At 61.7% G+C, this 25,390-nt stretch carries 24 protein-coding genes and 1 pseudogene; 13 read left to right on the plus strand and 12 right to left on the minus strand.

Features of this window, described 5'->3' with window-relative positions:
• Window positions 1–20: 20 nt before the first annotated feature.
• A complete protein-coding gene (locus tag A462_RS25135; RefSeq protein WP_003212568.1) occupies window positions 21–893 on the minus strand; it encodes a LysR family transcriptional regulator in 873 nt (290 codons plus the stop codon).
• 77 nt (window positions 894–970) lie between these two features.
• Here A462_RS25135 and A462_RS25130 point away from each other — a divergent pair, with 77 nt between their 5' ends.
• The 3 genes from A462_RS25130 to A462_RS25120 all read left to right on the plus strand — a co-directional run bounded on the left by A462_RS25130 (window position 971) and on the right by A462_RS25120 (window position 4,611).
• Window positions 971–1,894: a DMT family transporter gene (locus A462_RS25130; protein ID WP_008432530.1), complete on the plus strand. Its 924-nt coding sequence runs from the start codon at window positions 971–973 to the stop codon at window positions 1,892–1,894.
• Window positions 1,895–2,143: 249 nt separating this feature from the next.
• On the plus strand, window positions 2,144–3,220 hold the full coding sequence (gene hppD / locus A462_RS25125) for a 4-hydroxyphenylpyruvate dioxygenase (RefSeq protein WP_008432532.1): 1,077 nt from the start codon (window positions 2,144–2,146) through the stop codon (window positions 3,218–3,220).
• A gap of 158 nt (window positions 3,221–3,378) precedes the next feature.
• Window positions 3,379–4,611: a dermonecrotic toxin domain-containing protein gene (locus A462_RS25120; RefSeq protein ID WP_238544217.1), complete on the plus strand. Its 1,233-nt coding sequence runs from the start codon at window positions 3,379–3,381 to the stop codon at window positions 4,609–4,611.
• On the opposite strand, the gene rarD is transcribed toward A462_RS25120, so the two are convergent.
• From rarD to A462_RS25105, 3 genes are all read right to left on the minus strand, one after another.
• Complete coding sequence (rarD, locus tag A462_RS25115; protein WP_008432536.1) at window positions 4,580–5,461, minus strand: EamA family transporter RarD; 882 nt, start codon at window positions 5,459–5,461, stop codon at window positions 4,580–4,582. The genes A462_RS25120 and rarD overlap by 32 nt on opposite strands.
• Before the next feature lie 137 nt (window positions 5,462–5,598).
• Window positions 5,599–6,609 carry an aldo/keto reductase gene (locus A462_RS25110; protein WP_008432538.1) on the minus strand — a complete coding sequence of 337 codons (1,011 nt, stop codon included), beginning with the start codon at window positions 6,607–6,609 and terminating at the stop codon, window positions 5,599–5,601.
• A 76-nt stretch (window positions 6,610–6,685) separates the two neighbouring features.
• On the minus strand, window positions 6,686–7,588 hold the full coding sequence (locus A462_RS25105; protein ID WP_008432540.1) for a LysR family transcriptional regulator: 903 nt from the start codon (window positions 7,586–7,588) through the stop codon (window positions 6,686–6,688).
• A 100-nt stretch (window positions 7,589–7,688) separates the two neighbouring features.
• Between A462_RS25105 and A462_RS25100 the strand changes: the two genes are divergently transcribed.
• Window positions 7,689–8,393: an SDR family oxidoreductase gene (locus A462_RS25100; protein ID WP_008432542.1), complete on the plus strand. Its 705-nt coding sequence runs from the start codon at window positions 7,689–7,691 to the stop codon at window positions 8,391–8,393.
• Window positions 8,394–8,458: 65 nt separating this feature from the next.
• On the opposite strand, the gene A462_RS25095 is transcribed toward A462_RS25100, so the two are convergent.
• The gene (locus tag A462_RS25095) at window positions 8,459–8,812 is read right to left on the minus strand and encodes a hypothetical protein (protein WP_023658819.1); all 354 of its coding nucleotides are present in this window, start codon (window positions 8,810–8,812) and stop codon (window positions 8,459–8,461) included.
• Here A462_RS25095 and A462_RS25090 point away from each other — a divergent pair.
• A complete protein-coding gene (locus A462_RS25090; protein WP_008432544.1) occupies window positions 8,778–9,065 on the plus strand; it encodes a hypothetical protein in 288 nt (95 codons plus the stop codon). The genes A462_RS25095 and A462_RS25090 overlap by 35 nt on opposite strands.
• A 1-nt stretch (window position 9,066) precedes the next feature.
• On the opposite strand, the gene A462_RS25085 is transcribed toward A462_RS25090, so the two are convergent.
• Entirely contained in the window at window positions 9,067–10,377 is a 1,311-nt protein-coding gene (locus A462_RS25085; protein ID WP_003212559.1) for an MFS transporter, read from the minus strand.
• A 161-nt stretch (window positions 10,378–10,538) separates the two neighbouring features.
• Between A462_RS25085 and A462_RS25080 the strand changes: the two genes are divergently transcribed.
• The 3 genes from A462_RS25080 to A462_RS25070 all read left to right on the plus strand — a co-directional run bounded on the left by A462_RS25080 (window position 10,539) and on the right by A462_RS25070 (window position 13,473).
• On the plus strand, window positions 10,539–11,645 hold the full coding sequence (locus A462_RS25080; protein ID WP_003212558.1) for a sugar diacid recognition domain-containing protein: 1,107 nt from the start codon (window positions 10,539–10,541) through the stop codon (window positions 11,643–11,645).
• Window positions 11,646–11,736: 91 nt separating this feature from the next.
• Entirely contained in the window at window positions 11,737–12,882 is a 1,146-nt protein-coding gene (locus A462_RS25075) for a glycerate kinase (protein WP_008432547.1), read from the plus strand.
• Window positions 12,883–12,960: 78 nt separating this feature from the next.
• Window positions 12,961–13,473 (plus strand): GNAT family N-acetyltransferase, encoded by a 513-nt coding sequence (locus tag A462_RS25070; protein WP_003212556.1) that lies wholly within the window; start codon window positions 12,961–12,963, stop codon window positions 13,471–13,473.
• On the opposite strand, the gene A462_RS25065 is transcribed toward A462_RS25070, so the two are convergent.
• Window positions 13,470–14,165 (minus strand): aspartate/glutamate racemase family protein, encoded by a 696-nt coding sequence (locus A462_RS25065; protein WP_008432548.1) that lies wholly within the window; start codon window positions 14,163–14,165, stop codon window positions 13,470–13,472. The genes A462_RS25070 and A462_RS25065 overlap by 4 nt on opposite strands.
• Before the next feature lie 126 nt (window positions 14,166–14,291).
• On the opposite strand from A462_RS25065, the gene A462_RS25060 reads away from it, so the two are divergent.
• Window positions 14,292–14,786: a hypothetical protein gene (locus tag A462_RS25060; RefSeq protein WP_003212554.1), complete on the plus strand. Its 495-nt coding sequence runs from the start codon at window positions 14,292–14,294 to the stop codon at window positions 14,784–14,786.
• Between the two features lie 110 nt (window positions 14,787–14,896).
• Here the strand turns inward: A462_RS25060 and A462_RS25055 are convergent, their stop codons facing one another.
• Both A462_RS25055 and ccoN read right to left on the minus strand, forming a co-directional pair.
• Entirely contained in the window at window positions 14,897–15,118 is a 222-nt protein-coding gene (locus tag A462_RS25055; protein ID WP_008432549.1) for a cbb3-type cytochrome c oxidase subunit 3, read from the minus strand.
• Complete coding sequence (gene ccoN, locus A462_RS25050; RefSeq protein ID WP_008432550.1) at window positions 15,118–16,545, minus strand: cytochrome-c oxidase, cbb3-type subunit I; 1,428 nt, start codon at window positions 16,543–16,545, stop codon at window positions 15,118–15,120. Before ccoN ends, A462_RS25055 begins: the two co-directional genes overlap by 1 nt.
• A 208-nt stretch (window positions 16,546–16,753) precedes the next feature.
• Here ccoN and aldA point away from each other — a divergent pair, with 208 nt between their 5' ends.
• The 4 genes from aldA to A462_RS25030 all read left to right on the plus strand — a co-directional run bounded on the left by aldA (window position 16,754) and on the right by A462_RS25030 (window position 22,422).
• Window positions 16,754–18,178 carry an aldehyde dehydrogenase gene (aldA, locus tag A462_RS25045; RefSeq protein ID WP_008432551.1) on the plus strand — a complete coding sequence of 475 codons (1,425 nt, stop codon included), beginning with the start codon at window positions 16,754–16,756 and terminating at the stop codon, window positions 18,176–18,178.
• A gap of 76 nt (window positions 18,179–18,254) precedes the next feature.
• On the plus strand, window positions 18,255–19,565 hold the full coding sequence (locus A462_RS25040; RefSeq protein ID WP_008432552.1) for an MFS transporter: 1,311 nt from the start codon (window positions 18,255–18,257) through the stop codon (window positions 19,563–19,565).
• Between the two features lies 1 nt (window position 19,566).
• A complete protein-coding gene (locus A462_RS25035) occupies window positions 19,567–20,784 on the plus strand; it encodes a mandelate racemase/muconate lactonizing enzyme family protein (protein ID WP_008432553.1) in 1,218 nt (405 codons plus the stop codon).
• A gap of 27 nt (window positions 20,785–20,811) precedes the next feature.
• On the plus strand, window positions 20,812–22,422 hold the full coding sequence (locus tag A462_RS25030; RefSeq protein WP_008432554.1) for a GMC family oxidoreductase: 1,611 nt from the start codon (window positions 20,812–20,814) through the stop codon (window positions 22,420–22,422).
• A 114-nt stretch (window positions 22,423–22,536) separates the two neighbouring features.
• On the opposite strand, the gene A462_RS25025 is transcribed toward A462_RS25030, so the two are convergent.
• The 3 genes and pseudogenes from A462_RS25025 to A462_RS34815 all read right to left on the minus strand — a co-directional run.
• A complete protein-coding gene (locus A462_RS25025; protein WP_008432555.1) occupies window positions 22,537–23,457 on the minus strand; it encodes a pyridoxal-phosphate dependent enzyme in 921 nt (306 codons plus the stop codon).
• Between the two features lie 37 nt (window positions 23,458–23,494).
• Complete coding sequence (locus A462_RS25020; RefSeq protein ID WP_008432557.1) at window positions 23,495–24,898, minus strand: sodium:solute symporter family protein; 1,404 nt, start codon at window positions 24,896–24,898, stop codon at window positions 23,495–23,497.
• A 268-nt stretch (window positions 24,899–25,166) separates the two neighbouring features.
• Window positions 25,167–25,390: pseudogene (locus A462_RS34815) on the minus strand (hypothetical protein); the annotation flags it as partial.

A 25,390-nucleotide genomic window follows, 5' to 3' on the forward strand; every position in this document is an offset into this window, starting at 1 on the left:
CGGCAGGCGTCTGTGCATGTTCAATAAAGCTTCAACCGTGTGGCCAGTTGAATAAATGCCAGGGTTGCCGGTGAGGACTGCCGACGGTCCAGTACCGCCAGCCCCACCTGGCGTTTGACGGCAGGCTTGAGCGGTTTGATCAGGTAATCCGCCTGCGTGGATTCAGGCAGCGACAACTCGGCGACAATGGTCACGCCGTCGCCCCGGCGCACGGTGTCCAGGGTGCTGAGCAGCTGTGAGCAGCGGTAACGCACATCCGGCTGCAACCCTGCACCGACGAACAGCCTTGAGACCAGTTCGGCCGAACCGGCCTGGGTCAGGATAAAAGGTTCACCACACAGCGCTTTCAGGCTGACACTTGGCTGCGCGCCCAAGTGATGCCCCAAGGGCAGCAGCGCGACCAGTTGGTCCTCAATCAACGGGAACGTATCGAAGCGCTCTTCAGGCAGCACCACAAACCCAACGTCGACGCGCCGCTCTTCCAGCCACTGCGTCACCTGGCGATCGGGGCCTTCGTCGACATGCACCTCGATGCCCGGATGCTGCTCGCGAAAATGCTGCAGGATCGCGGGCAACAAGCGAATCGATGAGGTCGGCCCGAACGAGCCGATGCGCAGCGTGCCGCGCTTCATCCCGCGGGCATCGGCGGCTTCCTGTTGCAGCGTGTTGGCCAACCCGAGCATGGCCCGGGCGCGCAACAGCAGTTGTTGGCCGATATCGCTGAGTTCGACCTGGGACTGATGACGTCGGATCAACTCCACACCCAGTTCCTGCTCCAGGGATTTGATCGCATGGGACACCGCCGATTGGCTGATGCCCAGGCGATTGGCGGCGCTGGTGAAACCTTGCAGTTCGGCCACCAGGGAAAAGATTTCCAGTTGGGTAAGGGTCATGAGTATTTACTCATTTTACGATGATCGGGGATTAGCCAAACAATAAGCCAATCCCGTGTCTTGTGAGTAGAAATCTGATGAACCCGAGCCCTGACCGTCTGACGTATCTGAAGCTGGCGGCCGTGACCATGATCTGGGGCGGCACCTTCGTTGCCGGGCGCTATCTGGCGGCAGGCCTGGACCCACTGTTGGCGGCGACCGTGCGCTTTGCACTGGCCAGCCTGGCGCTGCTGGCCTTCCTGGGCGTCGCGCGTATTCGCCTGGTGCGTCCGACCACCGCGCAATGGGTGCAATTGATGGTGCTGGGCTTTTTCGGGATCTTTTTCTACAACCTGTGTTTTTTCTACGGCCTGCATTACATCAATGCGTCCCGGGCGTCGTTGATCGTGGCGCTGAACCCGGCAGTGATTGGCCTGGCCTCGTGGCTGCTGTTCAAGGAACGCCTGGGCTGTTTCAAGCTGGTGGGGATCGCGCTGTGCCTGGGTGGCGCAGGGCTGGTGATCGTCAGTCGCAACCCGCAGTTGCTGCAGGGCACGGCAGATGCGTGGGTCGGTGACCTGCTGATTTTCGGCTGCGTGGTGGGGTGGGGCGTGTACTCGCTGTTTTCCCGGAGTCTCAACCAGCGCCTGGGGCCGTTGCAAACCGTGACCTGGTCGATCCTGCTGGGCACGCTGATGCTGACGATCACCACGCTGGTGACGGGTCGGCTAACGATGGCCGCATTGGGCCGGATTGATCTGCCCCAACTGATGAGTTTGCTGTACCTGGGCGTGCTGGGCTCGGCACTGGCCTACATCGGCTACTACGATGGCCTGCGCCGCATTGGCGCCACCCGTGCGGGTGTATTTATCGCCCTCAATCCGCTGACGGCAGTGATCTGCGGCGCATTGCTGCTTGGCGAGCAACTGACCGTGCCGATGCTGCTGGGTGGGGCGGTCATCCTGCTGGGCATTTATCTGTGCAACAAACCCCTTGCGCGGGCCAGGGCAATGGGGATTTGATAAGAGTACGGACAAATCTGTTTACGCTGTGTAGAATCGATTTACGCATACAAGAATAAGGACTTGCGCTAACGCAAGCCTCGCCCGTCAGAGACTGATGTAACCATGAAGCTACTCGGGTCCCCCCTCATCTTTGGTGACTTCCTCGCCCGCAGCGTGCGGGGTATCTCCTGTGCGCCACCCGCTGACCTCATCCTTGCTCGCAAATAAACATTTGTTAATTACAAGAATGATGATGAGGCACCGAAAATGGCAGACCTGTACGAAAACCCAATGGGCCTGATGGGCTTTGAGTTCATCGAATTCGCATCGTCAACCCCGGGCACCCTGGAGCCGATCTTCGAGATCATGGGCTTCACCAAGGTCGCGACCCACCGTTCCAAGAACGTACACCTGTACCGGCAGGGCGAGATCAACCTGATCCTCAACAACGAACCCAACAGCATCGCCTCCTACTTTGCGGCCGAGCACGGCCCGTCGGTGTGCGGCATGGCGTTTCGCGTCAAGGACTCGCAACAGGCCTACAACCGGGCCCTGGAACTGGGCGCCCAGCCTATCCATATCGAAACCGGCCCGATGGAGCTGAACCTGCCGGCGATCAAGGGCATTGGCGGCGCGCCGCTGTACCTGATCGACCGCTTTGGTGAAGGCAGCTCGATCTATGACATCGACTTCGTGTACCTCGAAGGTGTCGAGCGCAACCCGGTGGGCGCGGGCCTCAAGGTCATCGACCACTTGACCCACAACGTGTACCGCGGCCGCATGGCCTACTGGGCGAACTTCTACGAGAAGCTGTTCAATTTCCGTGAGGCGCGCTATTTCGACATCAAGGGCGAATACACCGGCCTGACCTCCAAGGCCATGAGCGCCCCGGACGGCATGATCCGCATCCCGCTGAACGAAGAATCGTCCAAGGGTGCCGGGCAGATCGAAGAGTTCCTGATGCAGTTCAACGGCGAGGGCATCCAGCACGTTGCCTTCCTCACCGATGACCTGGTCAAGACCTGGGATGCTTTGAAGAAGATCGGCATGCGCTTCATGACCGCGCCGCCAGACACCTACTACGAGATGCTCGAAGGCCGCCTGCCGAACCACGGCGAGCCGGTGGATCAACTGCAGGCACGGGGCATCCTGCTGGACGGCTCGTCAGTGGCGGGGGACAAGCGCCTGCTGCTGCAGATCTTCTCGGAAACCCTGATGGGCCCGGTGTTCTTCGAGTTCATCCAGCGTAAGGGTGACGACGGCTTTGGTGAAGGCAACTTCAAGGCGCTGTTCGAATCCATCGAGCGCGACCAAGTGCGTCGTGGTGTGTTGACCGCTGACTGATCGCCTGGGCGATACACAAAAAAGCCCGACCGGGATTGCACCTGGCCGGGCTTTTTGTTGCCCGGCAGAAACATCGGGACACAGGCGGTTGCCAGCGGCCAGGAACGGAATTCACTGCCAGCGTTACTCAGTGTCATATGCCCAGTTGAGGTTCATGTATGACAGTCATTGCGCACACCGGTAGTCCACCTCCAGGTTTGAATCAGGCAGCAGCCGTCAACGACGAACCGGCCATCAGTCCCTTGGCCCCAACTGTTCCCTCCCCATTAAGTCCTGCCACTGTCGCCCGCGTGACGTTTTCCTCGAACGTGGAATGGAGCAGTGCGCAGGGCGAGCTGACCGCCGCAGGCGTCGAACTGGCCAATGCCGTATTGGCCCCGGGTACCTCATCAACCGTCGGCGCGCAGGTCTGCACGTTCGCGGTGGACGGGATCCAGTCGAGCGACATTCTGGTGGTCAAACGCGTACCCGCCTCTGAAACCGGAACGAATATCCTGTTGTACATTCCTGACGTGGAGGGCAATTCGTTCTTCGAATTCAATAACCTTGAAGAAATGAACGCCTGGCTCAAAGAGGTCGCCACCGACCCTGACAAGTTGGATGTATTTGCCGGGCATTTTTCCCGCAATGCACCTGCCGATCAGACAAAGCGGGTAAAAGACACGATGACGCGCTTCGCAGCAGGCGATATCAATGCCGTGGTCGGGCCTTTTGGCTACGAAAAGGGCGATATCTTCAATCGCCTGGACAAGCACCCAAGCGTGCCGCCGGTACCGGTCAACGGGCTGACGGGGACCTACCTGAAAGTTGAGACCCGTGATGGCCGGGTGACTTTCGCAGGCACACGTCCGGACGGAGAAACCGTACTCTATCAGTACGATGCCTACGGCAACTTCCATGGAGGAGGTAACAAGGGCAACTTCTACTTTGTGAAAAACGGCCTGAACAATGACCAGCCGCTGTCGCCTGTTTCGCGAGAGCAATACTTGAAAACGGTCGTCAGTGTCAGCCTGGATAATGTGGGTGCCAACGATTTATGGGGGCTGTTCGACGAGTTCATCCGCCAACTGAAGAATCCGGGTTCAGGCATTGGGACGGCCTTGATCGCACTGGGCGTGCCTGAGGATGTGGCGCAGTCCATCGAAAAAATCGTCAAAAACCCCGTCACCGGCACCTTGCTTGAACTCAACCATGGCAACCGGCTCGGTAAGCTGTTTGGCGTTGAAAAGGCGCAAATGGACGCCGCACTGACGCAAATAGGCGACGAAATCCAAGGCAGGATTCCGTATTACGGGGCCATCCGAGGGGGGTTGTCGCAAACGGCTGTAATGCTCGAAATGGCAGCAAAAAAAAGCGCTGTCAGGCCTTCTGCTGACGCACCAAATGCTTGAAGCCTTCAAACACCAGCACCATCACCGCGAGCCAGATCGGAAGATACGTCAGCCATTCCCCCGCCTTGATGCTTTCGCCCAACAACAAGGCCACGCCGAGCAGCAGCACCGGTTCTACATAGCTGAGCAGCCCGAACAGGCTGAAGGCCAACAAGCGGCTGGCGACGACGTAGCACACCAGCGCCGACGCACTGATCAAGCCCAGCATCGGGATCAAGGCGTACAAGCCCTTGTGGGCGTCGAGCACGGCAAAACCCTGTTCGCCGCTTTGCACGAACCACAGTGCCACCGGCAACATCAGCGCCATATCGAGCCACAGCCCGCCGAGGTGGTCGGTCTTCAGGCGTTTGCGCAGTACGAAGTAAACCGGGTAGCCGATAATCACTACCAGGGTTGCCCAGGAGAATCCGCCCACCTGATACAACTCGTTCAGCACACCAGCACCGGCGAAGAACACCGCAATCTTTTGCAGGCGTGACAATCGTTCGCCATACACCAGCCGACCGGTCAGCACCATCGTCAATGGCAGCAGGAAATAGCCCAGCGATACATCCAGGCTGCGACCGTTGAGCGGCGCCCACATGAACAGCCACAACTGCACCCCCAGCAGCGCCGAAGACACCACGACCCCGCCGATCAGCGCGGGTTTGGCCGCAACCAGCCGAACCAGTTCCCACACCCGTCGCCACTCGCCGCTGACAATCATGAACACGGTCATGCAGGGCACCGTCAACAACATGCGCCAGCCGAAGATCTCCAGGCCGCTCAAGGGCGTAAGCAGCGACGTGAAGTAATACATTACGGCAAACAACACCGAGGCCAAGACCGATAACACAACACCTTTAGACACACTGTCCTCACGAAAGCCGATTGATACAAAAGAAGGGGGGATTTCAGGGAGGGAATATAGTGCTTTTGAGGTGAGATGTTTGCTCTGTTTTGGAGCGGTTTATGGGAGGATTTCTCAGGTCCCCCCATAAAAGGGACTTATGGCCGGGCAACTCGCCCCGACACAAAGTGGCTCACATCATTGAACCCTGGCGTCGACGCATGCCCTGGCGTGACCAGCGAGTCGATGAATGCTTCGTCCTCCGCCGTGATCTTCACCTCCAGCGCGCCGGTGTAGGCATCCCACTGCGCCTCGGTGCGCGGCCCGACAATCGCCGAACTGACCGCCGAGTTGTTCAGGACCCAGGCAATCGCGAACTCGACAATCCCCACGCCACGGCCCTGGGTGTATTGCTGGATCTGCTGGGCGATGCGCAGGGATTCAACGCGCCATTCGGTTTCCAGGATGCGCTTGTCCTGGCGTCCGGCACGGCTGCCGGCTTCAGGCGTTACGTCCGGCGCATATTTGCCGCTGAGCACGCCACGGGCCAGCGGGCTGTAAGGCACCACGCCCAGGCCATACGCGGCGGCGGCGGTGATCTGCTCCACCTCGGCCTGACGGTTGACGATGTTGTACAGCGGCTGGCTGATGATCGGTTTGTCCACCCCCAGGCGCTCGGCCACGCGGATCACTTCGGCGATCCGCCAGCCGCGGTAGTTGGACAAGCCCCAGTGGCGGATCTTGCCCTCGCGGATCAAGTCGCCAATCGCTGAAATCGTGACTTCCAGTGGCGTGTTGTGGTCTTCGCGGTGCAGGTAATAGATGTCCAGGTAATCGGTGTCGAGGCGCGTCAGGCTGGCTTCCAGCGCATTGAAAATCCGCTTGCGACTCAGGCCGCTGCGGTTCGGCAGGCCATCCGCCGGGCCGATGCCGACCTTCGAGGCCAGCACCCAATCCTGGCGCTGGCGGGCGATGGCTTCGCCGACGATTTCCTCGGAGCGCCCGCCGGTGTAGACGTCGGCGGTGTCGATAAAGTTGATGCCTTGATCCCAGGCCTTGTCGATGATGCGCAGCGAGTCCTCGGTGTTGGTCTGCTCGCCAAACATCATGCTGCCCAGGGTCAGTGCGCTGACCTTCAACCCGGACTGGCCCAGTGTGCGGTAAATCATCGTGAACACCTCAAAAGGGGGAGACAGGCCCTATCCAATACCAGAGAGCAAGGCTCTGGAACAAGCCCCGCGACGGTTATTGCGGCAATAGTTCGGCGCAGCGCAGTTGCAGGAAGCGGTGCAGTACCTTGACCCGCTCCGACACCTGCAACCGATGGGGACACATCAGATTGAACGGGGTCGGTTCGCCTTGCCAATCGGTGAGCAACGGCACCAGGCGCCCGGCCTTGATATCGCGGGCTACATCCAGCCGCGCTTTATAGGCGATGCCGTGCCCGGCCAACGCCCAGCGCCGCACGATCTCGCCGTCATCACTCAGGTAGTCGCCGCCGACCTCGACTTCCTGCAGCACCTCGCCCTGGCGAAAGTACCAGGTGTTGTTCGCCCGACCCTGGCGCATATAGCGCAGCGTGCTGTGTTGTGCCAGGTCCTGGGGGAGGCGTGGCGTACCGTGGCGCGCGAGGTAGTCGGGGCTGGCGCACGCCACCCGCGTGTGGTCGGGCACCACCGGCAACGCGACCAGGCTGGAGTCCCGTGGTACGCCGAAACGCAGGGCGATGTCGACGGTTTCGCGGAACAGGTCGGCATTGCTGTCGTTGAGCAGCAACTGAAGGCGCACGTTCGGGTGTTCGAGCTTGAACTCATCCAGCCAGCCCAGCAGCACATTGCGCCCGAAATCCGAGGGCGCGGCCAATTGCAGTAATCCGCTGAGGCTCTGGCCTTGCTGCTTGACCGCCTGTTCGCCTTCCGACAGCGCCTCCAGGGCCACGCGCACACTGTCGAGGTAGCGCCGGCCTTCTTCGGTCAGGCGCATGCTGCGGGTGGAACGCGCCAGCAGCCGGATGCCCAGGCGGGTTTCCAGGCGCTTGAGGGCAATGCTCGCTGCGGCCGGGGTCAGGCTGAGGCTGCGGGCGGCTGCCGACAGGCTGCCGGTGTCAGCAGTGCGTACGAACACTTCAAGGTCGAGGATTGAGCTCATTTGTAAAAATCCTTTAAAGATCTTGTCGTTTTACCGGGATTTTTCAACGATTGCCAAGCTGGGAAGATGAAAGCTCATTTTCTCAGCCAGGTATTTCCCCATGACATCTCCCCTCAACGGCAAAACCATCATCGTCATTGGCGGCAGCAGCGGCATCGGTGCCGAGGTGGCCAAGCAGGCCGTGGCACGCGGTGCCCATGTGGTGCTGGCCGGGCGGCGCTTGTCTTCAACCGTGGAGAACGGGGTGCGCAGCGAGCAGGTGGACGTGACCGACGCAGCCTCATTACAGCGCTTGTTCGAAACCGTGGGGCCGTTTGACCATCTGGTCTACACCGCAGGGCCTGCGGTGCAGGCCAAGGCCCTGATCGAGACCGACCTGAACCTGGCGCAAGACAACTTCAACGTGAAGCTCTGGGGTTCGCTGCGGGCGATCCAGTCGGCGCTGCCATTTCTCGCCGAGCGCGGCAGCATCACCCTGACGTCGGGGCAGTTGGGGCGCAAAACGGTTGCGGGGCAATTCATCAAGACCGGCATCAATGCGGCGACCGAAGCGCTGGGCAAGCAACTGGCCAAGGAACTGGCGCCACGGCGGGTCAATGTGGTCAGCCCGGGGGTGATCGACACCGAGGCGTATGCCGGGTTGTCCGATGAGCAGCGACTGGCAATGTTTGCCAAGGCGGGCGGGGCGTTGCCGGTGGGGCGCGTGGGGCAGGCCGAAGAAGTGGCTGCCGGGTATGTGTTGGCGATGGAGAACGGGTTTATTACCGGTAGCGTGATTGATGTCGACGGCGGCGGATTACTCTAAAGGCAGCTGAATAAAAAAGGTCCCGCTTTCAGGCGGGACCTGCATTATCAGTAGTAGGGCCGTGCTTAATAACGTGGCACCGGAACCGGTTGTGGCGGGTAGTAATAGCCTGGAGGCGGCGCCTGGTAATAGACCGGCGGCGGCTGTTGGATGTACACCGGCTGCGGCTGCACGTAAACCGGTTGCTGCTGCACATAGACCGGAGGCTGGGAGTTGGCGACCACCGAACCCACTACGAGACCGCCGACAACCGCACCCAGCAAAGCCGGGCCACCCCAGCCCCAACCACCGCCATGCCCGTACCCATAACCGTGACCCCAGCCATAGCCATATCCTCCACGGGCTTCTGCTTGCCCTGCGATGGCGAGGGTGGCAATGAGCAACATGGCTACTTTCATTTTTGAGAGTCGACTGATCATGATAAGTCCTCTACGTATGCACCGAACCGGTCTTGATAATATCCCCGGGCATAGGCTTCAGACAGCGGTTTCGGACGGGATGATGGAGTACGAAAGTAAAGGCTGGGTAAAGGTTGTAGCCTATTTGTTACCTGGAATGGGCGTAGAGGTTAATACGGCTGTCAGGCAGTTGTTTGCCTATAAAAACACGCCTTTATATGAGCAGATAGATGACCGGCGCCGCCCTCGATATCACGGCACCGGTCAGCGCTGATTCAAGCCTTGAGTGTGCGCGTCATGCGCAACGCCAACACACTGCCCGCGACGATCACCGCCGCCAGCAGGTACAGCGCCAGGTCCGTAGACCCGGTGGCATCTTTCACAAACCCGACGATATACGGGCTGAGGAACCCCGCCATCTGGCCCATGGAGTTGATCAACGCCAGACCGCCCGCTGCCGCACCTGCGCTGAGCATCGCGGTTGGCACCGGCCAGAACATCGGCAGGCCGGTGAGGGCACCCATGGTGGCGATGGTCAGGCCGAGGATCGCAATGGCCGGCGTGGTTGCAAAGTTCACCGCAATCACCAGCCCGATCGCGCCCATCAGCATCGGCACCACCAGGTGCCAGCGACGCTCCTTGCGCAAGTCGGCAGAGCGGCCCACCAGCAGCATGAACACCGCCGCCAGCAGGTACGGGATCGCACTCAGCCAGCCAATCACCAGGTTATCGCTGAAGCCCATGTTCTTGATGATCGATGGCAGCCAGAAGTTGATGGCGTACACACCGCTCTGGATGCAGAAGTAGATCAGGCCGAACGCCCAGATCGCCGGGTTCTTGAACACTTCCAGCAGCGAGTCGCTGGTGGTCTTCGGCTTGTTGGCCAGGTCGGTCGCCTGGTCGGCTTCCAGCACCGCGCGCTCATGGGGCGTGAGCCACTTGGCGTTGGCAAAGCTGTCGCTGAGCAGGAAGTAGGCGAGGGCGCCGAGGATCACCGTCGGCACGCCTTGCAGCAGGAACATCCACTGCCAGCCCGCAAGCCCGCCCTGGCCGGCGGCGAAGTGGTTGAGGATCCAGCCGGAGAACGGGCTGCCGAGCAGGCCGGATACCGGAATCGCCGACATGAACAGCGCCATGATCCGCCCACGGCGGAAGGTCGGGAACCACTGCGAGAGGTACAGCACCACGCCCGGGAAGAACCCGGCTTCAGCGGCGCCGGTCAGCAGGCGCAAGCCGTAGAAGTGCGTCGGTGTGGTAACGAACAACAGGCAGGTGGACAGGGCGCCCCAGACGATCATCATCAGCGCAATCCAGCGCCGTGGACCGAATTTGGTCAGCGCCAGGTTGCTCGGCACGCCGCACAGCACGTAGCCGATAAAGAAGATCCCGGCACCGAGGCCGTACACGGTCTCGCTGAATTTCAGGTCGTCGAGCATCTGCAACTTGGCAAAGCCGACGTTGACGCGGTCGAGGTAGTTGAACAGGTAGCAGATGAAAATGAAGGGGATCAGGCGCAGGGTGATGCGCTTGTATACGGCGTTTTTATCGTCATCGGTGGCCTGGGTAACAGCGGCGCTCTGTGACATGGCAGTCTCTCTTTATTATGATTTTTCGCGATGCGAGGGTAACGTTGATCGCCCAACGAGTCTCGGCCACCTCAAGGGGTGCTGTCTTTGTGCTCGCGCACAGTGAAGCATGGTTTGCGCTGTGCCTATGAACAACCGGTTTTTTTCAGGAATTTAGCCCCATGTTCGAGCTGGATCATGACCTGGCGCAGGATATCGTCAATCGCACCATGGCGATCCTGCCCTATAACGTCAACGTCATGGACAGCCAGGGCCTGATCCTGGGCAGCGGCGAACCCGAGCGGATCAACACCCGCCACGAAGGCGCGCAGTTGGTGCTGGCCAACGGGCGGGTGGTGGAAATCGACGGCCAGACCGCCAAGCACCTCAAGGGCGTGCAACCCGGGATCAACCTGCCGCTGCTGCACGACCAGCGCCTGATCGGCGTGCTGGGCATTACCGGTGAGCCGGAATTGCTGCGCACCTATGCCGAACTGGTGCGCATGACCGCCGAAATGCTGGTCAGCCAGCGTCACCAGCAAGCCGAGCAGCAATGGCGGCGCCAGCGCTGCGATGATCTGCTGGCACTGCTGCTGGCCGAGACCGGCGATTCGCCGCGCCTGGTGGATGAAGCCCAGCAACTGGGCCTCAAGCCGCAGCTGGCGCGCACGCCGTACCTGTTCGAGCTGGGCAGCGGCCAGTCGGCCGAGGCCTTGAGCGCCTGGCTGACCTCGCGCTACCCCGACAGCTGGTGCGTCAGCTCCGCGCAGTTTTCCCTGCTGTGGTGCCGGCCTGCGTCGGTGCAAGTCGATAACCCGCGCCTGCTGGAAAAGCTCGACGGCCTGGGCTGGAACATCCTGCGGGTCGCCGTCGGCGGGCAAGCGGACGGGCTGGCCGGCCTGCGCCGTTGTTACCGGCGGGTCGGCGACCTGCTCGCCTATGGCCGTGATGTGCTGCCCGAATCGCGGTTGCTGACCCTCAATCGCTACCGCCTGCCGGTCATGCTCTGGCGCCACCGCAACGACGACGCCCTCGACGAACTGCTCAACCCGCTGCGCAAGGTACTGGCCAAGGACAGCAACGGCCAGTTGCTGGCGACCCTGCGCAGCTGGTGCGACCACGACGGCCAAAGCCAGGCCTGCGCCGATGCCCTGGGGATCCACCGCAACAGCCTGCGCTACCGCATGGAACGCATCGCCGAGCTGAGCGGCGTCGACCCGCTGACCCTCGACGGCATGCTCGCGTTGTACCTCGGCGTGCAGCTATTGCCGCAAGCTTTGTCCAAATGAACAACAAACCCCAGCCACTCTTGTGCAATGGACCGGCGTTATTGCCGGTGCCAACTGGCAGCATGGGCGTTATAAAAACCGGAGAAAGCCCATGAAAATCATCATCGCCCCCGACTCGTTCAAGGACAGCCTGAGTGCTGAAGGCGTGGCGAATGCCATTGCCGAGGGGTTGGCCAGCGTGTGGCCCGACGCCGAGCTGATCAAGTGCCCAATGGCGGACGGTGGTGAGGGCACGGTGGAATCGGTACTCGCCGCCTGCCAGGGCGAGCTGCGCACCAGCCGTGTGCAAGGGCCATTGGGCGGCAGTGTCGACGCGCATTGGGGCTGGTTGGCCGAGAGCCACACCGCAATCATCGAAATGGCCGAAGCCAGCGGCCTGCAACTCGTGCCACCGGGTCAGCGAAATGCGTGTTCCAGCAGCACCTTCGGCACTGGCGAACTGATCCGCGCCGCCCTGGATGCCGGCGCCCAGCGCATCATCCTGGCCATTGGCGGCAGCGCCACCAACGACGGCGGCGCCGGGGCGATGCTAGCCCTGGGTGTGCAGTTGTTTGATGCCGAGGGAGCAGCGCTGCCCCTTGGCGGCCTGGCGCTGGGCAAGCTGTCGCGCATCAGCCTTGAACAACTGGATCCCCGCCTGAACGAAGTGCGCTTCGAAATCGCCGCCGACGTGAACAACCCTCTATGCGGTCCTCACGGGGCCTCGGCGATTTTCGGCCCGCAAAAGGGCGCCACTCCCCAGCAAGTCGAGCAACTGGATGCGGCCCTCGGCCATTTTGCCGATCACTGCGCCAGGGTATTGCCCAAAGACGTACGCGACGAACCCGGCAGCGGCGCCGCCGGTGGCTTGGGTTTCGCCGCCAAGGCGTTCCTTGGCGCGCAGTTTCGCGCGGGTGTTGAAGTGGTCGCAGAGCTTGTTGGGCTTGAGCAAGCCGTGCGTGGCGCCGACCTGGTGATCACCGGCGAAGGCAGGTTTGATGCCCAGACCCTGCGCGGCAAGACCCCGTTTGGCGTGGCGCGGATCGCCAGGCAGCACAACGTGCCGGTGATCGTGATCGCCGGCACCCTGGGGGATGGCTACGAGCAAATGTACGCCCACGGTGTGGATGCCGCGTTCGCCTTGCCGTCCGGCCCGACTACCCTGGAACAGGCCTGCAGCGACGCACCGCGCCTGTTGCGCGAGCGCGCCTCGGACATCGCGCGGGTCTGGAAATTGGTGGCTTCGCGTTCCCGATGAGTGCAGTGCAGGGCTCGCCATTCTGAGGCTTTGCCGCCTACACTGGTCGGCCACGTGTTTTTCAAAGGACGAAACACCATGCACACACCTGAACCCAAGATCGTTATCACGCGCTTCACCGAGGCCCACCTTGAAGGCGTCGCTGCGCTCTACAACGACCCGGCTGTCTGCCGTCAGGTGCTGCAAATGCCTTTCCAGTCAGTCGAGGCCTGGCGCAAACGCCTGGTGCAGGACAACGAGCGGCGGCTACAGCTGGTGGCGCTGCATGCCGGTGAAGTGATCGGCCAGCTGGGTTTGGAACAGTATTTGCGCGTGCGCCAAAGCCACGTCGGTTCATTCGGCATGGGCGTCGCCACCGCCTGGCAGGGCAAGGGCGTGGGCTCCCGGCTGCTGGGCGCGGCGCTGGAGGTGGCGGATAACTGGATGAACCTGCACCGGGTGGAACTCACGGTGTACGCCGACAACGAAGCCGCCCACCGGCTGTACCACAAGTTCGGCTTCGAGACCGAAGGCCTGCTGCGCGACTACGCCGTGCGTGACGGCGCATTCGTCGACACGCTGACCATGGCGCGCATCCGCAAGCCGGCCTAGTCGTCCTGCAACGCAAACGCCACCGCAGCCTGCGCATGCAGCTCGGTGGTGTCCAGCAAGGGCAGGTCGCTGTGCTGCGGCTTGATCAACAGGCTGATTTCCGTACAGCCGAGGATGATGGCCTGGGCGCCACGGGCGGCCAAAGACTCGATCACCCGCTGGTACACCTCGCGCGATGCGTCGCTGATCACCCCGACGCACAACTCTTCGTAAATGATCCGGTGCACGGCCTGGCGCTCTTCAGCGTCCGGCACCAGCACGGTCAGCCCCTGCGCCGCCAGGCGTGACTTGAGAAACTCCTGCTCCATGGTAAATGCGGTACCCAGCAGGCCAACGCTCAGGGTGCCAGCTTCCACGGCCGCCGCGCCGGCAGCGTCTGCAATATGCAGAAACGGTATCGACACCGCCGCTTCAATCTGCGGCGCTACCAGGTGCATGGTGTTGGTACACAGCACGATGCACTCGGCGCCCCCGGCTTGCAGGCGGCGGGCGGCGTCTTCGAGGATCAGCGCCGCGTCGTCCCAGCGCCCGGCGTGCTGGGCCTGCTCCACCGGGCCGAAGTCGACGCTGTACATCAACAGTTGTGCCGAGCGCAGCGGCCCGAGCTGGTCGCGCACGTTCTGGTTGATGATGCGGTAATACTCGGCGCTGGACTCCCAGCTCATGCCGCCGATAAGGCCGATGGTGCGCATGCGATGCTCCTGAATTGGACGGGCGAGGGCACCACATTACCCGCGCGCTGCGCTTTAGTCATACGCCGGTGTGCGGCATCTGCCATGATCAAGGCTCGCAACATGGGTCACCCAAGGAACACGGCAATGGACGATGTACAACAACTGGGCGAGATGCTGCGTCATTACGCCGACAGCGAAGCCCACAAGAAACAGCAGTTCGAAGTGCAGTCGGCCCATTGGGCGCAGAAGATCGGCGAGTTGTTCGGCCAGATCGAGCAGTGGCTTGCGCCTGTGAAGACGGTCGGTTTGCTGGAAGTGCAGCGCGAGGCGTACGTGGCTTCCGGCCCCAGCGTGCCGGTGGAGACCTCCACCTTCAAGACCGAGAAACTGACCATCCATATCGCCGGCAAACCGGTGGAGTTCGTGCCGGATGTGATGGGCGCCGGCGGTTTGATTTCGCTGTCGGTGATGGGCTTGACCGCCGCCCGCTACGGCAGCATTTCCCTGGTATTGCTGCCGGGGAAAAACGACTGGCTGTGGAAGAAAACCAACGGTTTGAAAGACCCGGATACGTTCGGCTTCGATGCCAACTTCCTGGCGTTGCAGTTGCAGAGCCTGATTCCCCGCGAACGCGGCTAGTCGCTCAATGTGGTGCTTGTGTGGGAGCAGGCTTGCTCGCGAAAGCGGTGTGTCAGTCGCTGTATATGTTGACTGAACCACCGCACTCGCGAGCAAGCCCGCTCCCACAATTAGATCTCTATATTGCCCCAGTCCTGCTTTGTTTCCTCAGGCGCCACCGCGTTGACCCGCTTGCCCGTGGCCCGCTCCACCCGCCGCGCCACTTCCGGGTCATCGGCGAACGGCATCAGGCTGGCCTCATCCAGGCTCTCCTTCGACTGGCCCCGCAGGCAATACTCCACCGCGCCATACAGACTGATCACCGCCGCCAGGTTCAGCGCTATCTCCCACATCAGGCGATCTGCGCGTCAAGCTGCGCCACCTTCAAATCCGCCACACGCACGGTGCGCCAGGTGTTGTACGCCATCAGCAACATGCCGCTGAGGAAGAACACCCCGCCGACGAATCGCACCACAAATCCCGGATGGCTGGCCTGTAACGCTTCCACAAACGAGTAGGTGAGGGTGCCGTCATCGTTCACCGCCCGCCACATCAGGCCCTGGGTGATGCCGTTGACCCACATCGACGCGATGTACAGCACCGTGCCAATGGTCGCCAGCCAGAAGTGCATATTGATCAGCCCCACACTGTGCATCTGCGCGCGCCCGAAGATTTTCGGGATCATGTGGTACAGCGAGCCAAACGTGATCATCGCTACCCAGCCCAGGGCGCCGGCGTGGACGTGGCCGATGGTCCAGTCGGTGTAATGGGAGAGGGCGTTGACGGTCTTGATCGCCATCATCGGCCCTTCAAAGGTCGACATCCCGTAGAACGCCAGCGACAGCACCAGGAAGCGCAGGATCGGGTCGGTGCGCAATTTATGCCAAGCCCCGGAAAGCGTCATCATGCCGTTGATCATCCCGCCCCAGCTCGGCGCCAGCAGGATCAGCGACATCGCCATCCCCAGCGACTGCGCCCAGTCCGGCAGCGCGGTGTAGTGCAGGTGGTGCGGACCGGCCCAGATGTACAGGGTGATCAGCGCCCAGAAGTGCACGATGGACAGGCGATAGGAATACACCGGCCGCCCGACCTGCTTCGGCACGAAGTAGTACATCATCCCCAGGAAACCGGTGGTCAGGAAGAACCCCACGGCGTTATGCCCGTACCACCACTGCACCATCGCGTCGGTGGCCCCGGAATACACCGGGTAGGACTTGAACCAGTCCACCGGGATCGACAGGTGATTGACCACGTGCAGCATGGCGATCACCACGATGAACGCACCGAAGAACCAGTTGCCGACGTAGATGTGCTGGGTCTTGCGCTGCACCACAGTGGTGAAAAACACGATCGCATAGGCCACCCACACCACGGTCATCCACACCGCGCCGCTGAACTCGATCTCGGCGTATTCCTTGGTGGTGGTGTAACCCAGTGGCAGGCTGACCAGCATGATCACGATCACCGACTGCCAGCCCCAAAAGGTAAAGGCAGCGAGCTTGTCCGAGTACAGCCGTACCTGGCAGGTGCGCTGTACTGCGTAGTAGCTGGCGGCGAATTGCGCGCTGCCGGCAAAGCCGAAAATCACCAGGCTGGTGTGCAGCGGGCGCAGGCGGCCGAAGGTGGTCCACGGCAGGTCGAGGTTCATCTCGGGCCACACCAGTTGCGAGGCGATCCACACGCCCATGGCCATGCCGACCACGCCCCAGACGATGGTTGCAATGACGAATTGACGCACGACCTTGTAGTTGTAGGCCTGTGCGGTTGATGGTGGTTGCATGCTTAGTCCTCCCACGGTTCCAAGTGGGCGGCACTGTAGGAAGTATGGGTAGAACAATACAGACTCAGACCCGGGTCATTAATACGGATCAGCCACTAACCTGCATTTTTCGCACGTTACCCCCGTCAATAAATCGTTTGTCCAACCCCCGCCCAATGACAAAACTGCAAGTCACTCGCAAAACAACAACGATTGGGCAAAAAACCATATGCAAATCGAGCGCAACTTTTACAACGGCCACTTCGCCGAACCTGCCAGCACCGCCCAAATCGCGGTCTACAACCCCGCGACCGAGGCCCAGGTAGGCCGGGTGTCCGCCGCCACCCCTGATGAAGCCAGTGCGGCCGTCGATGCCGCCGCCAGCGCACAGAAAACCTGGGGCAAGCTCACCAGCATCCAGCGCGCCGAACACCTGCGGGCTTTCGCCGCCGCCCTCGAAACCTGCGCTGAAAGCATAGGCCGGGCGCTGGCCAGCGAATCCGGCAAAAGCCTCGACGACGCCAGCAACGAAGCGCGCTACGCCGCCCAGATCACCCGCTACCACGCCGAATGGGCACGCCGCATCGAAGGCGAAATCATCCCCAGCGACACCCCGGACGAAAACCTGTTCCTGCAACGCGAGCCCATTGGCGTCGTGGCTTGCCTGATTCCGTTCAACTACCCGGTCTATACCCTGCTGCGCAAAATCGCCCCGGCGCTGATTGCCGGCAACACCGTGGTGGTGCGCCCGAGCAACAACACGCCGTTGTCCGCCTTTGAAATCGCCCGCGCCGTCGAGCAGTCGGGCATGCCGGCCGGCGTGATCAACATCCTGACCATGGACCACGCCACCGCCGCCGCCCTGTGCACCCACAAGGCCGTGGGCCTGATCACCCTGACCGGCAGCGTCAACGCCGGGCGCATCGTGCTCGACTACTGCAAGGCCAACATCGCCAAGCCGTCCCTGGAGCTGGGCGGCAAGACCCCGGCGATCATCGAGGCCGACGCCGACCTGGAAAAAGCCGCCAGCGACATCATCGCTTCCAAGACCACCCACTGCGGCCAACTGTGCACGGCCGTCGAGCGGGTGTATGTGCAGGAAAGCGTCTATGACCGATTCCTGGCCCTGCTCAAGGCCAAGATCGGCGCCGTCAAATTCGGTGACCGTGCCACGGATGCGGGCCTGATGGGCCCACTGGTCAACGCCAGCTCCCGGCAGAATATTCACGCCATGGTCGAGCGCGCCATCGCCGACGGTGCTGTACTGGAAACAGGCGGCGTACTCCCCGAAGGTCCGGGCCATTTCTACCCGCCGACGCTGCTCAGCGCCTGCCGCCAGGACATGGAAATCATCCAGGAAGAAATCTTCGGCCCGGTGCTGCCGGTGCTCAAGTACCGCGATATCGACGAAGCGCTGGCCATGGCCAACGATCACCAGTTCGGCCTGTCGTCGGTGCTCTATACCGAGAACTACCGCACGGCCATGAAAGTCGCCAACGCCATCGAGGCCGGCGAGTTGTACGTCAATCGCACCCCGGCCGACCCTTACCAGGGTTTCCACGCCGGCTGGAAACGCTCAGGGCTGGGCGGCGATGACGGCAAGCACGGGATGCTTGAATTCACCCAGACCCGTTTGGTGGTCATGAAGTACTGATTCACCGACCACCGGCTTCACCTCAATAAAAACAATTATCGGGGCACCTGCACAGTGGGTGCTCGAGGTCTACAAGATGTCCAAGCCTGCACCCGTTGCCCAGGGTTTCGATGCCGTGTCCGCGGCTAAAAGCGACAAAGCCAGTCGCTACTTCCAATTGATGTTGCTGGTATTGGCTGCCGGGGCGATCTACCCGATCCTCTACCTGCGCCAGGTCTACCAGACCACCATGCTCGAGGTGTTTCAGATCAACCACAGCCAGCTGGGTTATCTGTACTCGATGCTCGGTACGATCTTCCTGCTCAGCTACCTGCCGAGCGGCTGGTTGGCCGATCGCCTGCCGCCACGCTTCCTGATCTTCTTTTCGTTGGTGGCCACCGGGGCCCTGGGTATCTGGTACTCCACTGTGCCGTCGATGACCGGCCTGATGATCATCTTCGGCTGCTGGGGCCTGACCACCGGCCTGACCTTCTGGGCTTCGGTGCTCAAGCGGGTGAAGATGATCGCCCATCACAGTGAGCAGGGCCGTTTCTTCGGCATCCTCGACGGCGGCCGTGGCCTGGTGGAAGCCTTGCTGGCGACCGTGGCCCTGGGGCTGTTCGCCTACGCCACCGAGACCCGCAGCCAAACTGCGGCCGAAGGCTTCAAGCACGTGGTGTACCTGTATTCGTTCGTGTGTATCGCCATTGGTTGTGTGCTGGTGCTGCTCAAGGACCCCAAGTCCATGGCCGAAACTGCGGCGGTGGAGAAGGGCAAGTTCAACCTGATCGCCGACCTCACCACCCTGGTGAAAATCCCCGAGCTGTGGCTGGTGACCGCCATCGTGTTCTGCGGTTACCACATGTTCTGGGCCACCTACAGCTTCTCCGATTACCTGCAAGGCAGCGGCATGACCGCCGTGATGGCCGGCACCATCACCACCATCAAGTTGTGGATGCGACCCATCGGCGGGATCGGCGGCGGCTGGCTGGGGGACAAGTTTTCGAACATCTCGGTGCTGATCGTCGCGCTGATGCTGGTGACCCTGGCGATGGTCGGCCTGATCGTGTTCCCGGCCATTGGCAGCCTCGGCTTGCTGATCGGCACGGTGATCTTTATCGGCCTGATGACCTACGCGATTCGCGGCCTGTACTGGGCGATCCTCGACAGCTGCGACATCCCGCTGCGCATCACCGGCCTGGCCATCGGCATCGTCTCGGTGGTGGGTTACCTGCCGGACACCTTTATCCCGCTGATCAATGGCTACCTCACCGACACATACCCGGGGCAGGTCGGCTACAACCTGTACTTCGGCTACATCGCCTTCATCGGCGTGCTCGGGACCCTCGCGGCCCTGACCTTGCGCGCCCGGATCAATCGTAAAAAATTCAACCAGACAGGTGCCTGAGATGAAAATCGTCGCCCTTGAAACCCATATTGTCGCCGTACCGCCGCCGCACATCGGCGGCATGTATTGGCTGTTCGTCAAACTGAAAACCGACTGCGGCATCGAAGGCGTGGGCGAGATCTACGCCGCCACCTTCGGCCCCAAGGCCATGCTGCCGATCATCGAGGACGTGTTCGAGCGCTACCTGCTCAACCACGACCCGCACCACATCGAGCGCTTCTTCCGCCAGGCGTACTCCAGCGGCTTCACCCAGCGTCCCGACCTGACCATGATGGGCGTGGTCAGCGGCCTGGAAATGGCCTGCTGGGACATCATCGGCAAGGCCGCCAACAAACCGGTCTATGAGTTGCTGGGGGGCAAGGTCAACGAACGCCTGCGTTCCTACACCTACCTGTACCCGGTCAACAGCAAGGGCGAGTACGACTACGACGACCCGGACCTGGCCGCCGAATGCGCGATCGAGAACATGAACAAGGGCTTCACCGCCGTGAAGTTCGACCCGGCAGGCCCGTACACCGCGTACTCCGGCCACCAGATCTCCCTGGAAGTGCTGGAACGCTGCGAAACCTTCTGCCGCAAGATTCGCGAGGCGGTGGGCGACAAGTGCGACCTGCTGTTCGGCACCCACGGGCAGATGGTGCCGTCGTCGGCGATTCGCCTGGCCAAGCGCCTGGAGAAATACGACCCGCTGTGGTTCGAAGAACCGGTGCCACCAGGCCAGGAAGAGGCCATGGCCCAGGTCGCGGCGAAGACCAGCATTCCCATCGCCACCGGCGAGCGCCTGACCACCAAGTACGAGTTCTTCAAGCTCTTGCAGGCCGGTGGTGCATCGATCCTGCAAATGAACGTGGCCCGCTGCGGCGGCCTGCTGGAAGCCAAGAAAATCGCGAGCATGGCCGAGGCCTACTACGCGCAGATCGCCCCGCACCTGTACAACGGACCGATCGGCGCAGCGGCGAGTTTCCAGTTGGCCACGTGCACGCCGAACTTCCTGATCCAGGAAAGCATCATGACCTGGGGCGGCTTCCATGCCGAAGTGCTGACCAAGCCGCTGCAATGGGAGGACGGCTACATCATCCCGTCCACCGAGCCGGGCCTTGGGGTGGAGCTGAACATGGACGTGGTGCGCAAGCACACGCCGTACACCGGCGAGCGGCTGCACCTGCAAATGGCGCCCACGCCTGCTGACGTGAAAGACACTTCGCCCGCCAAGGGCTAAAAAAAACGACTTATGCGGTAACCGTGAATGACATACGACTACATCATCGCCGGCGCCGGCGCCGCAGGTTGCGTCCTGGCCAACCGACTCTCCGCCTCGGGCGAGCATTCGGTATTGCTGCTGGAAGCCGGCGGCAAGGACAGCTCCTGGTGGTTCAAGATCCCGGTCGGTTTCGCCAAGATGTACTACAACCCGACCTTCAACTGGATGTACTACAGCCAGCCGCAAAAACAGCTGGCCGACCGTGCCATCTATGCCCCGCGGGGGAAGGTGCAGGGCGGTTCCGGCTCGATCAACGCCATGATCTACGTGCGCGGCCAGGCCCATGATTTCGATGACTGGGCGGTCAATGGCAACGACGGCTGGGGCTTCAAGGACGTGCTGCCGTACTTCCGCAAGCTGGAAAATCACCCCCTGGGCGACACCGAATACCACGGTAGCAGCGGCCCCATCAGCATCACCCCGATGAAGGGCCAGACTCACGCCATCTGCGATGTATTTCTCAAGGGCTGCGAGCAATTGGGCTATGGCCTGAGCGATGACTTCAACGGGCCGAACTTCGAAGGTGCGGGCCTCTACGACGTCAACACCCGCAACGGTGAGCGCTGCTCCAGCAGCTTTGCGCACCTGCACCCGGCGTTGGGTAGGCCGAACCTGACCGTGGAGTTGCATGCGCTGGTAGACCGCGTGCTGTTCGACGATCAACAACGCGCCACCGGCATCAGCGTGACCCAACACGGCGTGGTTCGCACCTTTACCGCGCGCAAGGAGGTGATCCTGTGCGCCGGGGCGGTGGATACGCCGAAGATCCTGCAACTGTCGGGTGTGGCGGACAAGCAATTGCTCGCCGAACACAACATCCCGCTGGTCAAGGACCTGCCTGCAGTGGGGCAGAACCTGCAGGACCACCTCTGCGCCAGCTATTACTACAAGGCCAATATCCCGACCCTGAACGACCAGCTCAGTTCGCTGTTTGGCCAGTTCAAACTCGGCCTCAAATACCTGCTGACCCGCAAGGGCGCGCTGGCCATGAGCGTCAACCAGGCCGGCGGGTTCTTTCGCGGCAACGAAGGGCAGGCGCACCCCAATCTGCAGCTGTACTTCAACCCGCTGTCGTACCAGATCCCGAAAAACAACAAGGCCAGCCTCAAGCCCGAGCCGTATTCAGGCTTCCTGCTGTGCTTCAACCCGTGCCGGCCTACCAGCCGCGGGACGATCCGCATCGCCTCGAAAAACCCACGGGACGCGGCCTTGATCGACCCCAACTACCTGAGTACCCGGAAGGACATCGACGAGGTGATCCAGGGCAGCCGGCTGATGCGCAAGATCATGCAGGCGCCGGCGCTCAAGGGCGTGACGGTGGCCGAGGTATTGCCGGGGCCGGCGGTGCAAACCGATGAGCAGATGCTGCAGTACTTCCGCGAGAACAGTGGCTCGATCTATCACCTGTGTGGCTCTTGCGCCATGGGCTCGGACCCGCTGGTGTCGGTGGTGGACAAGCGCCTGAAGGTGCACGGGATGCAAGGGCTGCGGATTGTCGATGCGTCGATTTTCCCCAACGTGACCTCGGGCAATACCCATGCGGCGGTGTTGATGGTGGCGGAGAAGGGCGCGGATCTGATCCTGCAGGATGCCTGAATTGATCGTTCCCACGCTCTGCGTGGGAATGCATCCTGTGACGCTCCGCGTCACGACTTCAAGAGCRGACGCGGAGCGTCCAGGGCGGCGTTCCCACGCGGAGCGTGGGAACGATCATAGAGAGACCGTGTTTTGCCACTGGGCAACCGTTTCGGCACTGATGCTTACCCCACCACACACAATCACCACCACATCCTCAATCCCGGCAATCGCCCCATGCTCCAGATACGCCACGGCCAACGAAACCCCACATGCCGGTTCCACCAACTGGCGTAAATCATCGGCGTACCGCGCCACGCCCATCATCGCGTCGGCATCACTCAACACCACGCATTGATGGGCAAACCTGCCGATATGCTGCACCGGCCACGCCGCCACCTGGGTCGCGGCCAACGACTTGGCCACGGTATCGATCTTCGCCAGCCGCACGGGCTTTTCAGCCTCTACGGCAGCAGCAAACGAAGCCGCGCCCGCCGTTTCACACGCAATCACCTTGCAGCCGAACCGCCCATGACGCTCCAGGCCCGTCAGAACGCCCGCGAGCAGTCCACCGCCGCCCACCGAGGTCACGATGGCGCCCACCTGAGGGCAGTCCTCAAGAATCTCATCGATCATGCTGCTGTGGCCTTCCCACAACAGCGGGTGATCAAAGGCCGGCACATACAGTGCCTCAGGTGATTCGGAGAGTTGCAGCGCCAGCTCATTGGATTGATCCCACAGATCACCGTGCACCACCACCTCGGCCCCGGCCTGGCGGATGCGTGCGCGGGTGGCTTCGGGGGTGGTGGTCGGCACCACGATCCGCGCCTGTAACCCCAGGCCGCGCGCCGCGAAGGCCGTGGCCAGCCCGGCATTGCCGCCGGAGGGGCATACCACCGTGGTCTTGCCCTGGCTCGCCGCGTAGGCGCACAGCGTGGTCATGCCGCGCAACTTGAACGAGCCACAGGGTTGCAGGTTCTCGAGCTTCAGCCAGACCCGCCGGGTAGCGGTGGACAAGCCGGGGTGCAGGATCAACGGGGTGCGAATCGGCAGCATTTCACAAGTTCCTTTTGGCTGAGGCTGCCATCCTACCTCAGCTCGTGGCTGCCACCAGGGGTTCGGCCGGTGTCCTGCGGCGCGTCACATGGCTGATGCCCATGATGATCAACGGCGTGAACAGGGCGATGTAGGCGTTGTCGATGCCCCACGGATTACCGGCGAGGAACCAGCCCACGGTCGCGAGCAACGAGGCAATGATGCTCAGGAATGCCCCGGCCGCCGTGCCGAATTTCGGCGCGTAGAACACCATCAACACCAGCACGGCCAGGGAGGCGCGCAACGCCTTGCCGAGGAAGGCGATCATCAGCACCTTGTCCGAGGTCAGTGCCAGGGCAATCGGCAACAGGCCGACAGCGATGGTCGCCAGGCGCACGAAGCGCAGGGACTTGGCGTCGCTTTTTTCCGGGTTGAACCATGGCTCGTAGAAGTCCCGCAGCAACAACGTCGCCGAGCCCATGCTCACCGCCGAAATGGTGCCGAACAGCGAGCCGGCAAGGCCTGCCACCACCAGCCCGGCCGTCAGTTGGTCCATGCTGGCGATCAGGGTGGGGAAGGCTTGCAGGGAGTCGACATGGGGGAACAGCACCGCGCTGCACATACCGATCAGTGCTGCGCCGATGCCGAACGGCACCATCAGCACCGCCACGTAGAAGCAGGCGCGCTGGGCCTTGCCTGCGTGGCTGACGGTGTTCACCGCCTGGATTACGTATTGGGTGGAGAAGATCGAACCGATCCCGGCGATCATCCAGGCGATGATCTGGCCCCAACCCACGGCGGTCCAGTCAAACATGCTGGCAGGCAATTGCGCTTGCAGCTGGCCGATGCCGCCCACCTGCTTCAAGCCGAACCACAAGGCCAAGCCGACGCCCAGGTATTTCAGGGCGGCGTGGACGAAGTTGGTGTAGATCACTGAGCGCATGCCGCCGATGCTGACGTATGCCACCGAGACTACGCCGACGATCACGATCGCCAGGGTTCGGTCTACTTGCATCACGCTGGCCAATACGGCGCCGCCGCTGGCGTAGATCGAGACGGCGACGATCTCCAGGGCAAAGATGGTGATGATCGACGTGGCGAAGCGGGTGCGTTGGCCGTAGTTGCGCGCGAGTACGCCGGAGATGGTGTTGTCGCCCAGGTCCTTGTATTTGCGCGCCAGTAGCCAGGCGAAGAGTACGAAGCCCAGGGCCAGGGCGAACAGGTTCCAGGCGGCGGAGATGCCGACCTTGAAACCGGTTTGGGCGGTGCCGATGCTGACTGCGGTGCCGATAAATTCCGAGAGCATCAGGAAGCCGATCAGGAACGCCGGGAAGTGGCCGCCGCCGGTGGTGTAGTTGTTGGCGCTGCGGGAGTGGCGGCGGACGCCGTAGCTGATCAGTGCCAGGCTGAGCATGTACAGGCCGGTGATGGACAGTACGATCCATGAGGAGTGGGTGGGCATTTTTTATACTCTTTAGGTATTTTTGTAATTGTGGATAGTTTCCTCTGCTGGTTTTGCTTTCGTCTAATATCGGGTTGGTATGGTTTGATACTCTTTTGGTATGGGTGTATATCCGTTATCTGGGTGACGGCTACCTATGGTTTCGCTCTTACAGCGAGGGCCGCTGCGCAATACCTGCGTTCGGCCTCGRGCTTATTGGGGCAGTCAGATCAAGATCAAAAGCAAGAGCACGGCGGCCTGAAAGCCGACCTGAGTGTTAAAAGCCAGATCAAAAGCCAGAGCGAAAGCCAGAGCGAAAGCAGAGCCGCTTTTCTGTAGGAGCTGGCTTGCCGGCGATGCAGACAACTCGATCTTCCAGACACACCAAGGTGATGCCATCGCCGGCAAGCCAGCTCCTACATTTGAACCGTGCCCGCTTTAGCTTTTGATTTTGCTCTTCAACACTCAAGCCGGCCGGTAGGCCGCTGTGCTSTTGATCTGCTTTTGATCTTG

Origin of the sequence: Pseudomonas sp. Ag1 (assembly GCF_000278565.1) — a bacterium.
In the GTDB taxonomy this organism is placed as follows: Bacteria; Pseudomonadota; Gammaproteobacteria; order Pseudomonadales; family Pseudomonadaceae; genus Aquipseudomonas.